This is a genomic window from Burkholderia sp. BCC1998, from assembly GCF_905339875.1.
Taxonomy (GTDB): domain Bacteria; phylum Pseudomonadota; class Gammaproteobacteria; order Burkholderiales; family Burkholderiaceae; genus Burkholderia.
Window position 1 is genome coordinate 28,781 of sequence record NZ_CAJPHE010000026.1, and the last position, 12,287, is coordinate 41,067.

The 12,287-nt window shown below is 58.4% G+C and carries 7 protein-coding genes and 1 pseudogene; 4 read left to right on the forward strand and 4 right to left on the reverse strand.

The window, feature by feature from the left end; genetic code table 11:
- Positions 1 to 63: 63 nt before the first annotated feature.
- From U5A56_RS31685 to U5A56_RS31700, 4 genes are all read right to left on the reverse strand, one after another.
- On the reverse strand, positions 64 to 2,751 hold the full coding sequence (locus U5A56_RS31685) for a LuxR C-terminal-related transcriptional regulator (protein WP_321926420.1): 2,688 nt from the start codon (positions 2,749 to 2,751) through the stop codon (positions 64 to 66).
- A gap of 199 nt (positions 2,752 to 2,950) precedes the next feature.
- On the reverse strand, positions 2,951 to 4,126 hold the full coding sequence (locus tag U5A56_RS31690) for an acetyl-CoA C-acyltransferase (protein WP_062883965.1): 1,176 nt from the start codon (positions 4,124 to 4,126) through the stop codon (positions 2,951 to 2,953).
- 15 nt (positions 4,127 to 4,141) lie between these two features.
- Complete coding sequence (locus U5A56_RS31695) at positions 4,142 to 6,268, reverse strand: 3-hydroxyacyl-CoA dehydrogenase NAD-binding domain-containing protein (protein ID WP_321926422.1); 2,127 nt, start codon at positions 6,266 to 6,268, stop codon at positions 4,142 to 4,144.
- Between the two features lie 403 nt (positions 6,269 to 6,671).
- Complete coding sequence (locus U5A56_RS31700) at positions 6,672 to 7,697, reverse strand: LysR substrate-binding domain-containing protein (RefSeq protein WP_230391218.1); 1,026 nt, start codon at positions 7,695 to 7,697, stop codon at positions 6,672 to 6,674.
- Positions 7,698 to 8,018: 321 nt separating this feature from the next.
- Between U5A56_RS31700 and U5A56_RS31705 the strand changes: the two genes are divergently transcribed.
- From U5A56_RS31705 to tnpC, 4 genes and pseudogenes are all read left to right on the forward strand, one after another.
- A complete protein-coding gene (locus U5A56_RS31705; protein ID WP_080465459.1) occupies positions 8,019 to 9,809 on the forward strand; it encodes an FAD-dependent oxidoreductase in 1,791 nt (596 codons plus the stop codon).
- Positions 9,810 to 9,950: 141 nt separating this feature from the next.
- Complete coding sequence (gene tnpA / locus U5A56_RS31710; protein WP_080410267.1) at positions 9,951 to 10,313, forward strand: IS66-like element accessory protein TnpA; 363 nt, start codon at positions 9,951 to 9,953, stop codon at positions 10,311 to 10,313.
- Positions 10,313 to 10,660, forward strand: coding sequence for an IS66 family insertion sequence element accessory protein TnpB (gene tnpB, locus U5A56_RS31715; protein ID WP_321926492.1), 348 nt, complete (start codon positions 10,313 to 10,315; stop codon positions 10,658 to 10,660). Before tnpA ends, tnpB begins: the two co-directional genes overlap by 1 nt.
- A 29-nt stretch (positions 10,661 to 10,689) precedes the next feature.
- Positions 10,690 to 12,253, forward strand: a pseudogene (gene tnpC, locus U5A56_RS31720) (IS66 family transposase).
- Positions 12,254 to 12,287: the final 34 nt, after the last annotated feature.

Genomic DNA, 12,287 nt, shown 5'->3' on the forward strand with positions numbered 1-12,287 from the left:
TGGAGACCGATTGGCCTGGAGAAAATTAGGGATCAGCCGACAGAACGAACTACGTTAGTTTGCTTATAGGATTCCCAGCAGGTTGGCGCGCTTGACTGCATGGGCTCGCGTTCCGGCGTCGAGCTTGGCGAATATGTTCTTCACGTGCCATTTCACTGTCCCGGCACTGATATCAAGGGCAATGGCGATCTGCTTGTTCGACATGCTCCTCGCGATCAAGTCCAGAATCTCTCGCTCCTTCGACGTCAGCAACGCATTGGCGTAAGTGCCGCCGTGCTTCGTCTCGGTGTCAGTTTCAACGGGTGCCGGGCGATCTACGGAGCGCCCCTGAATCAGATCGCCTACCCGGAAGTCGGTTTCCTTTGAAACTTCCCTGAGACTGTCCAACGCGTCCGGATGAGTGTCGAGTAATGTCCGCACCATGCCGCACGCGCGCGCCAGACTCAGCGATTCCATGAACAATTCGGACACGTCGCCCTCGGTGCTGCACCGCAATGCGACTGCCCGCAATAGCCGAATCTCAACACTGTCGCGCCCAAGAGACATTCTGTCGGCACACGCCGCGCTTACGGTCAAATGCTCGAGCGCCGCAGTCCAGTCACGCAAAGCAAGCGCCTGATATGCCAGAGCGCGCGAGCGATGAAGCGTCACCCATGAGTCGATGGCCGTGCGACTCACGACGTTGAGCCCATGGCAGACTTCGTCGAGCTTCCGGCACAGACGGGCGACCGTCTCAGGGCGGGCCGCTCGGGCGTGTAATCTGACTTGCTCGCAAACGGCTGCAATTTGCAGTCTCGGCATAGCGCGCGTTTCCCCCAGAACCGCCATAGCATCGAGATATTCGAGCGCGCGCGGCTCCTGTCCAGCCTGCATAGCAAGCCGCGATAGGGTAAGGTAGGCAAGCATGATAGCCTCCGGCACCCCGGCTCTTTCCAGAACGTCGAGTCGATACGAAAGAATGGCTTGGGGTTCCTGCGTCCCGCCCAGTTCCCACAGTGCGGCGGCAAGCACGGCCGCCATCATGCTGCACACTGGATTACGGCGGCCCATCTCCTGCTCACATCGCGTCAGAGCTGCACGCATATACTGCTCGACAGTACGAAACTGGCCTTCCCATAGATATGACAGGCCGATTCCGAATTCTGCAAAGCCGCTCGAATAATCGGCGGCATCTGAGGACCTGGCTTGGGCAGCCTGAACCCAAAAATGACGGGCTTTACCGAGATCTCCCTGCTGAAAGCTAAGAAAACCCAATACATTTTTGTAAATGCGCCCGGTCTTCTCATCGAGCGCCGGGGGCGATTGTATGATTGCCGGACCGATCGATTCAAGGAAGCGCTCGGGTTGGTCGTCAAAGCTGGCGGCAACGGCCTTGATCAATGCAGCCTCGAATTGCTGCTGCGCGTCGTCGCCATACTCCGAAACGATGTATTCGACAACCCTCTCTGCCTCACGGCGCCTGTTGGTTAGCGCCAGCGACCATGCAGCTGCAGTCCATAGCGCTGGACGACGGCGCAGTTCAGGAGGCGGGAGCCTGTCCACCCATTTGAGAACCTCCGACAGATTTCCCCTGTAGCCGATCTGGTAGAGCGTCTTCTCGGCCAACTCGTACGCGACATCTTCTTGCCCCGCCAGCAGTGCGTGCCTTGCCGCCTCTTCATAGAACGCGTGCGCAGTCAGCCATGTGCATGCCCGTTCCGAAATCTGGCGCTGTTCCTCCGTCGGCAGCGCGTGGAAGCGCGTCAGGAGAAAGTCACGTGCGAGAGCATGCATACGCATCCACGGAACGCCTTCGGCGTGCATGAAGACAGGTGTATCCCGCTCTAGACGTACGAGCATGTCGGATACATCGCGCCCGGGGAACACCGCCGCACACAATTCCGGGTGAATCATGTCGAAGATCGCAATGCGCGTCAGGAAATCGCACAAGTCCGGCGCCAGCCGACCGATTAGGTTTTCCACGAAATATCGCTGCACGTCGCCGGCGCTGGCCGATATCCCACGAATTGCAGCGTGAACGTCCAGGCTCTTTTTAAGCGTGGCAATGACGAGCTGGAGACCGAGCGGCCATCCTTCCGTCTGCTCATGCAACCGACCTGCTGCCTCAGCACCAACCTTATTGCCGAAATGCTTGCCGATAGCAGCAATCGTTTCGTCGTAGGTGAATGTCAGTTCTTCGTTCGAAAGCCGTGCAACGATGTTGTGGTCAGCGATCTCCGGGATATCGAGCACGGCACCGGTACGCGCGCCGATGATGACCTGGAGGTTTGCCGGCGCATTGCGAATCAGATAGGCGAGCGCGTCGTGTAAGCCGTCACCACCGGAACGCTCGGCATTGTCAACTATGACGACAGTGTCGAAAGGCTGATCGGAGATCTGCGCAAGCAAGCCCGTGAGCGCTGCCATACCAGACTCCTGATCACGTAGCCATCGCAAGAACGTCGGCTCGCTCCCCTTCTGAGTCTTCGCGTTCGTCAGTCCGTAACCAATGGCTCGTGCGAAACGCTTCGCATCGTCGCTTTCATCAGCCGTGAACCAGATGACGACGGCCCCAGCACCTTGAGCACTACGCCGCCATTGCATCAACAGTGATGTCTTCCCGAAACCCGCTGGTGCTTGAATGACAATTGCCGGCTTATGAGACAAGCCCAAATGATCCAGCGCAAGTCGACCGCGCGGAATCAACGAATCGCTCATGCGTGGAGGCGTTGTCTTTAAGACAAGCTGCGGATCCAATGTCTCGAAATCCATTCCCGTAGCGTTTACCGGATGCAAACATCCAATTCTGCAGGAGTAGAATGCGACTATGTATCCGAAAATGCCCGTATGTCGGGCCAAAGTCACGGCGGGGATCAGAGGCTGCGAATCGGCAAATCCAATGCAGAGTCGCTTGCCGATTGCTGCTGCAGTTCGGCAAGCGAGTGCTGGTTAGATGAGGGGTCGGGTAGCATCAAAGAACTTCGAAAATGGCGGCCGCCCCCATCCCACCGCCGATGCACATGGTGACGCCGACCCGCTTTGCGCCACGTCTTTTTCCCTCGATTAAGGCGTGGCCAGCGAGCCGCTGACCGCTCACTCCATATGGGTGGCCGAGAGCAATCGCACCGCCATCTACATTCAGCCTTTCGTCCGGAATCCCGAGCTTGTCGCGACAGTAGAGCACCTGGACAGCAAAGGCCTCATTCAATTCCCACAAGTCGACGTCATCCACCGACAGCCCCAATCTGCCCAGCACTTTCGGAACTGCATATGCAGGCCCCACCCCCATTTCTTGAGGCTCGCATCCGGCAACGGCATAGCCAAGAAATCGACCCAAGGGGATGAGACCCTTGCGTTCAGCTACTTGCTCGTCCATCACGACGCACGCACCTGCTCCATCCGAGAACTGGCTCGCGTTGCCCGCAGTGATGACCCCTCCAGGCAATGCGGGACGAATCCCCGCCAACGCCTCCTTTGTGGTGCCGGTCCGAATACCCTCATCCTGGGTGACGGAGACCTTTTTCGTGACGAAGCCGAGTTCCTTATCGATGACGCCCGCCGTGACTTCGATTGGAGCAATTTCCGCATTGAAATGACCTGCAGCTTGGGCCGCGCAGGCCCGTTGCTGGCTCGCAGCGCCATACTCGTCCATCCGATCGCGTGAAATGCCGTACTGCCTCGCCACCTGCTCTGCGGTCTGCAGCATCGTCCAGTACACTTCAGGTTTGATCTCCGCCAATATCGGATCGATTGCCATGTGGCGATTCATCTCACGCTGCACGCAGGAAATGCTCTCTACTCCGCCAGCCACATAAATTTGCCCCTCTCCGGCCAAGATGCGCTGCGCGGCGAAAGCGATCGCCTGCAGTCCGGATGCACAGAAGCGGTTGATTGTCACGCCTGCTACGCTGGTTGGACAGCCAGCTGCCAGCACGATCTGGCGCGCGATGTTCGAACCAGTGGCCCCCTCGGGATTTGCGCACCCCATGATGACATCCTCGACCTCGCACGCGTCGACTCCCGCTCTCAGCAGCGCATGCCGCACCACATGGCCACCGAGCGTCGCACCATGCGTCATATTAAGCGCACCCTTCCAGCTTTTCGTAAGCGGGGTACGCGCAGTCGAAGCAATAACAATACTTGTCATATAAAAGCGGTCCTGTCAGTGCTTGTTGTCGATGCCGAACACCTGCCTCGCGTCCGCGAGTTGGTCAATCAGCGGTGCGGGTTGCCAGAAGCTAACATCGTCAAGCGGATTGCGTGCGTAGCGCTTCATGTCTTCACGAACAGACCAAATCCCGACCTGGTTTGCGTAGTGCATAGGGCCACCACGCCACGCCGGGAATCCGTACCCCGTCACATAAACAAGGTCGATATCGCTCGCCTTGCCCGCAATTCCCTCTTCAAGGATCCTCGCCCCCTCATTCACGAGGGCGTAAACCAATCTACCAACGATCTCCTCGTCAGTGACCACTCGAGCCTGGACTCCCAACGAATGTCGATGTTTGCGTAACAATTCGTCGACTACTGCGCTGGGGACCGCATCACGCCTGCCCGGCGCATAGTCATACCAACCTGCTCCCACCTTCTGTCCGAATCTGCCCATTTCGCAGAGCGCGTCGGCGGCCCGGCTGTATTTGATGTCCGGTCGCTCCATGTACCGACGCTTCCGAATATGCCAGCCAACGTCGTTTCCGGCTAAATCGCTCATGCGGAACGGACCCATTGCGAACCCAAACTTCTCGAGTGCCGAATCCACTTGTTGCGGGGTGCATCCTTCATCGAGCAAAAAGCCAGCTTGGCGTAGATACGGATCGATCATTCGGTTGCCGATGAAGCCGTCGCATACCCCTGCAACTACGCAGACTTTGTTGATTCTCTTGCCAATCGCCATTACGGTGGCCATCACGCTCTTATCCGTCCGCTGGGCGCGGACGACTTCCAGCAGCCGCATCACATGGGCGGGACTGAAGAAGTGCATGCCGACCACGTCCTGTGGACGACGAGTCAACGCCGCCAGCCAATCAATGTCGAGCGTCGATGTATTGGACGCGATGATTGCGCCGGGTTTCAGCACTGCATCCAGCTCCCGAAACACGGCTTCCTTGACCGCTTTGTCTTCGAAGACGGCCTCGATGGCTAGATCCGCATCTTCAACGTCCGCGTAGCTGCGGGTGGCGCGCAATGCCGCCAATCGCCCTTCATACGCGTCGGAATCAATGACACCCGTCCTAACCTGCATGCCATAGACCTTCCGCATGTCCTCAACGGCTACATCCAAGGCATCCTGCTTCGCGTCGACGAGCGTTACATGAAATCCGGCTTGCAAGAAATTCATGCAGATTCCCCGCCCCATCGTGCCGGCGCCGATCACGGCGACATGTTTCACGTCACGAATAGGAACGTCTGGTCCGACGTCAGCGATCCGAGCAGCAGCCCGCTCGGCCAGGAACAAATGACGTGCCGCCTTGCTGTGTGGCGAGTTGAGCAGTTGCTCGAACAAGCGCCGCTCTGTGGCGATCCCCTCGTCGAATGGCACCGACACTGCTGCCTCAACGGCATCAACGCAGGCGTTTTTCGCGGGAGCATTCTTCGCCTCATTCTCGACCATGTTTCTGACGAACTGAAAGTAGGCGTCACTGTCGTCATAACGACACGACATGTCGCGAATCCGCGGCAACGGCTCGCCGCCCCTATGGCGCTCCGCAGCTTCGCGTGCCATGAAGATCGCCTCTTCCAGAGGCGCCTCCTGCGAAACGACCAACTCTTCGATCAGCTTCTGACCATGGAATCCTGCCAGCACCTTGGCTGCAACAGCCTTGCCACTGAGAATCATATTGAGTGATGACTCCGCGCCAAGTACACGTGGCAATCGTTGCGTACCCCCAGCGCCGGGTACGAGCCCAAGCCTTACTTCCGGCAGTCCGATCATGCAACCCGCCGCTGCAACACGGTAATGACAAGCAAGTGCGAGCTCCAAGCCGCCGCCCATCGCCATGCCATGTAGCGCTGCCACAATCGGCTTGCCGATGAGCTCCATAAAGCTGATCACCGTGGGCAAGTCAGGGGCATGGAACGCCTTCTGCGACGGAAACTCGTTGATGTCTGCCCCGCCCGAAAACCCACGCCCGGAGCCGTGCAGAACGATCGCTGCAACGGTGGTATCTTCGGCTGCTCGACCGAGCGCGCACAAGAGATCGGAGCGGGTTCGGAGGTCCAAGGTGTTTGTTGGGGCATGGTCAAGGCTGATTACAGCTACGTCTTGATGGATTCGATATTGCACTGTCATATAGGGCTCGGGGGCGCTGTCGCTCGTCGGCTTACCAATACTCGTCTCGCGGCAACGTTACCCAAAGCAATTTCCTTTCGCCCCTCCCAGCAAGAGGGGGTAGTGCCCGAGAGGCCTATCATCGAATACAACCGTCTGTCGGTGCGCGACCACGGCACCCACGGCATCTCGAGACGCACACGCGATTGGAAGTGTTCGAAAATCGGCACTGCGCATCTCGCCGATATGTACATCGAGACGGAAGTCCACAGACGCTTCAGCAAAACGCTGCTGGCGCGGAGACCGTCGTGGCAATATTCCGCAACACGACTTGACAACGATTGCGACGGTCCTGCGGGCACTCGAAATGCTGGACCAAGTGTGCTCATGCTCCGTCTGCGGATACGAAGAGTTGACACTGACTCTATGTCATGTCGCGCGACCTCGAAGCGGCTGGTCCTGATTTCCGTAGTCGCTCCGCTCCAACCCACGTCCCCTGCGACAATATCGAATCCATAATGTGGTGGACAAGCTTCTGTCCTTCCCGGACCGCGGAAGAATGCGATCTCGCCACATTCTCGCAAAGCGCCCAAGTTATGTACATGCCTCGAATAGGACTCCATTCGATAGCATCCCTCCAGTAAGCATGGCCGTTCACCGCACAGCAAGGGGTAACCGTGTCACAGATACCTTGGCGAGCTAGATCTATCGAGAGGCTCATTGCGTCGATCTCAAAGAGAGGCTTGAATTCCAACCCTCGGCGTTCCAGAGCGTTTTCGATCTGACTGCGAATAACGTTCGGCCGTCCTGGGAGTGCCAGTTTCAAATCTTCTAGGCGCGAAAGTGAAACGGGATGATCCGGCGTTAGTTTTCCTCCCTTTTTCGTGACTAAAACGAGCGGCTCGCGAACAAGAGGCGTATGGACATATCCATGAGGCGGTGTCCCTTCGAATGGAACGATTGCAAGATCGAGCATGCCGGCGTGCATGACCTCGCGCAGTTCATGACTTGCGCCTTCATGTACTCGCAAAGATACGCCCGGAAATTTCTCCAGGAGCGTTGAGACATATGTCGCTGTAAACATGTGCTGCCATGAAGGCGCGACTCCTATGGACAATTGCCCTGCGGCGCAATCGCCGACGTCTTCGACGAGCTTGGCAAGTTGCCGCAGAATCGGACGGGAACGTTCCAGCAGCAGCGTGCCAGCTTCTGTCAATTTGACTCCACCTCGAGTGCGCGCAAACAGCCGCGCGCGCATCTGATGCTCGAGCGAGACGATATGTCTTGAGAGTGCAGGCTGTGAGAGTCGAAGGTCTGCGGCAGCCTTGTTGATGCTTCCAAGCTCCGCCACGCGCAAAAAGTACTCGATTAAAGATGAATCCACCGGCCTTCCCTCCTGAACGAAGACAATCGTCTGACCGTTGCCATCCGGCTGCCGGATCGTCCTCATACGTTACATCTCAACCCGCCGACTTAGTAGCCTCGACGCATTTGACTCGTTATGCAAAATTCGGCTTACCGCTATGACGATCCAGCATTACATACATAACGTCGTTCTCGCTAGCATACATGAATGACGGTCGCTGCCAAACGGCAATCCGGCATCTCCGCACCGCTAGTTACGCACCTAGGTACAACAATCATTTGCCCATGGCATTGCTACGGAGAAGGAGCTGCCTTATCCCTTCTCAAACCATGCGTTAATGACTATGAGACCTTTGCCGATCAGCGTGCGAATCCACCAACCTCTACCAGAGTTCTTGACGTGCATATGGGTAACAAGACCGATTTCGAGACAGATGTAGTTATTGTTGGTGCGGGTCCGATGGGTGCAACCACCGCGTTGGCACTCGCCACATATGGTGTAAAAGTTCTGATGGTATCCAGATCAAACTGGCTTGCGGACACTCCCCGCGCTCACATTACTAATCAGCGCACAATGGAAGTCTATCGGGATCTGGGTATCGAACAGGAAGTGCTTCGCAACGCGACACCGTGGGACCAGATGGGCGACAGCCTCTTCGCGACCAGCCTTGCCGGGGAGGAACTCATTCGCATTCGCGCATGGGGAACCGGTGAAGAGCGACACGGCGACTATGTTGCGGGCAGCCCTTGCCCCTTGGCGGACATCGTGCAACCAACCATGGAGCCCATTCTCGTAAGCAACGCAGCCGCACGGGGCGCGTCATTCACGACCAATACGGAATATTTGTCACATGCGCAGGATGGCACTGGAGTGACGGTTCGACTTCGTGACCGCCACAGTGGACGCGAGTACTGTGTCCGGTGCCAATACCTCGTTGGTGCAGACGGAGCACGCTCCACTATTGTCGACCAACTCGGTCTCAAAATCGAAGGCGAAATGGGTCGCGCAGGCACCGTGTACACCCTCTTCAACGCTGATCTCAGCCGATACGTCGAGCATCGGCCCAGTATTCTTCACTGGATTGTGAGCCCCAATGCAAGCTTTGGAGAAATCGGCTTGGGCCTCTTGCGTGCGGTCAAACCCTGGACGCAATGGATCGCTGGGTGGGGCTTTGACATTTCGCAGGGCGACCCCGATCTCACTGAAGAAACCGTTATCTCGAAGATCCGTATCCTCGTCGGCGACCCCGATCTGAAGATTGACGTTTTGCGAAAATCAGTCTGGTACGTAAATCAGGCATACGCCGTAACATACTCGACCGGCCGCGTCCTTTGCGGCGGAGACGCGACGCACCGCCATCCGCCTTCGAGCGGCTTAGGATCCAACACGTGTGTACAGGATGCATTCAACCTCGCTTGGAAACTTGCATACGTCGTCAACGGGCACGCGTCGCAAAAGTTACTTCAAACCTATTCCGACGAACGGGCTCCGGTAGGCAAACAGATCGTATTACGCGCCAATCAGTCGCGACGTGATTACTCGCTCATCAAGGAAGTGTTTTCGGTGGTCGGCGCCGAGAATCCAATTGCCGCAGGGATCGAACGGTTCCGTGATCGCGGACCTGAGGGCGTACGTGCACGTATATTGGCAGTTGATGCACTTGAGTTAAAGAATCGCGAGTTTAATGCACAAGGTGTCGAAATGAATCAGCGTTATGCCTCGTCGGCTGTGCTTGTTGATAGCGATCTGCCTCCTGAGAAGTGGACACGTGATCCTGAACTCTACTTGCAAACTAGTACTCGCCCGGGCGCTAAACTCCCGCACGCATGGCTCATCGATTCCCGCGGTCACCGCGTTTCGACACTCGATGTCGTAGGCAAGGGAAAGTTCACTCTCGTAACCGGTCTCTCAGGCGCCGCATGGATTCACGCAGCTACCGAACTGCGCATCCCATTTCTGCGCGTGGTGGTCATTGGCGAGCGCGATTATCAGGACGTCTATTGCGCATGGCAGCGGCTGCGCGAAATTGACGAAGGAGGAGCTCTTCTCGTTCGCCCTGATGGATATGTGGCTTGGCGCGAGCGATCATTTCTATCAGATGGCATGAAGGCCGCTCAGATGTTACTCGGAGCGCTTGAATCCATCCTTGGCAAACGGCCAATCCCCGCCATCCGCCCTTCGCATACACTTCCATAGATGTAGTAGTCACTTGCGGCTTCATCAATGCACAAGGCCTATCCTTGATAGCGTCGTAAGCGCTTCCCCAGCACCGTCTGTTCATGAAGGTTCATAGGCGGCAATCTGGTTCCCACCAGAATGTAGTGGGAACCAGAAAAAATGGAAATCAAGGCGCAGGGCCGCCGACGAGGCTCCAAGAATTACACGAATGAGTTTCGCACGCAGGTCGTGGCGGAAACACGAGACCCGACCCGTTCACTGGCGGAAGTTGCACGCGCGCATGGGTTGAACGCGAATCTCGTGTCGAAGTGGCGTCGGGATCAGGAGCAAGAGGCGACGTCCGCATCCGCGCCAGTTGAATTATTCCTGCCTGTTCAGATGGCATCACCGCCGATACCGGAACCGGTCAGATCATCCGGGCTGGTCATCGAATGTCGTGGCGTGCGCGTGTGTTTCGAAGGCAAGCCGGAGTCTGATGTCCTGCGGCTTGTGCTGACAAGCTTGCTGGAGGTGGGTTCGTGATGCTGGGCCTTCCCGCTGGGACGCGGGTGTGGCTGGCTGCTGGTGTGACCGATATGCGTTCCGGCTTCAATAGCCTGGCCGCGAAGGTGCAGACCGTGCTCGAGCGGGACCTGTTCAGCGGACACGTGTTTGTGTTCCGCGGCCGACGCGGCGATCTGGTCAAGGTGCTGTGGTGGAGCGGTGACGGCATGTGTCTGCTGATGAAACGGCTTGAACGCGGCCGCTTTGTCTGGCCGCGTGCGGATGGGGGCGTCGTCAGCTTGAGCCAGGCGCAGTTGTCCATGTTGCTGGAAGGCATCGACTGGCGGCAGCCGGTGCGCACGGCGGCGCCGACCTCAGCGTTGTAAACCCGCCCACCGGCGCGTAGACTGCGGGCATGACGACGGCGAACGCGTACCCGGACGACATCGAAGCGCTCAAGGCTCTACTGCTCGAGCGCGATGCCCGCATCGGGCATCTGGAAGACGTGGTCGAATCGCACAAGGCGGCGACGGCAACCGACAAGGCGGAGATCGAGCATCTCAAGCTGCTGATCGCAAAGCTGCGCCGCATGCAGTTCGGCCGCCGCTCGGAGAAACTGGACCGCCAGATCGAGCAGCTCGAGCTGCGTCTGGAAGAACTCGAGGCCGACGAAGGCGCTGCCCCCATCGAGATTCCCAGGACGCCACGCACGGCACCGGAACAGGTACAACGCAAGCCGTTGCCGGATCACCTGCCGCGCGAGATCCAGATCCATTGGCCCGAATCACGTGAAACCTGCACGGCGTGCGGTGCGCCGATGAAGCAGCTTGGCGAGGACGTCGCCGAACAACTCGAGTATGTGCCGGCGAGCTTCCGGGTCATCCGCCATGTGCGGCCGAAGCTGGCATGTTCATGCTGCGATCACATCGCCCAGGCTGCTGCGCCGAGCCGTCCCATCGAGCGAGGCATGGCTGGCCCGGGACTGCTGGCTCACGTACTGGTCGCGAAGTTCGCGGATCACCTGCCGCTCTACCGGCAGTCGGTGATCTATGCGCGGGAAGGTGTCGAGCTGGATCGCTCGCTGCTGGCGAAGTGGGTTGGTCACACTGCGGCGCTGCTGCAACCGCTCGTCGACGCACTGCGTCGCCACGTCATGGCGGCGACGAAGCTCCATGCCGACGATACGCCAGTGCCGGTGCTTGCGCCAGGGAACGGCAAGACCAAAACCGGACGCCTGTGGGTATATGTGCGTGACGATCGGGCGTCCAGCGACGCCACTCCGCCGGCCGTCTGGTTTGCCTATACGCCGGACCGCAAGGGCATCCATCCGCAGCAGCATTTCGAATCGTTCAATGGCACGTTGCAGGCCGACGCCTACGGCGGCTACCAAGCGATTTACGAAACGGGACGCGTTGCCGAAGCAGCATGCTGGGCCCATGCACGGCGGCAGTTCTACGAATTGCATGCGGCTCGCCCAAATGCATTGAACACCGAGGCGCTGGAACGTATCGGCGCGCTCTACAAGGTCGAAGAGCAGATCCGTGGCAAACCGCCCGATGAGCGGCGAGCGCACCGACAAACTCGCGCCAGGCCCTTGCTCGATCAACTCCATGCGTGGCTGAGCGCCACACTGGAGACGCTCTCGCGCAAATCCGACACGAGTCGGGCGATCCTCTACGCGTTGAACCGGTGGGAAGCGCTCACGCGCTACTGCGACGACGGGCATCTCGAAATCGATAACCTGCCGGTCGAGCGCCGCGTTGCGCGGAGTGGCTATCGGGCGCCGAAACTACCTGTTCGCCGGCGCGGACTCAGGTGGGGAGCGTGCTGCCGCGATCTACAGCCTGATCGGGACGGCCAAGCTCAACGGCATCGATCCCGAGGCGTATCTGCGCGTCGTGCTTGCGCGCATTGCAGACCATCCGATCAACCAGGTCGAAGGCCTGCTGCCCTGGAAAATAACCACCCCGGCATCGTAAGGCGATAATGCCGCTGGCTTCCCGTTCCCCGGAG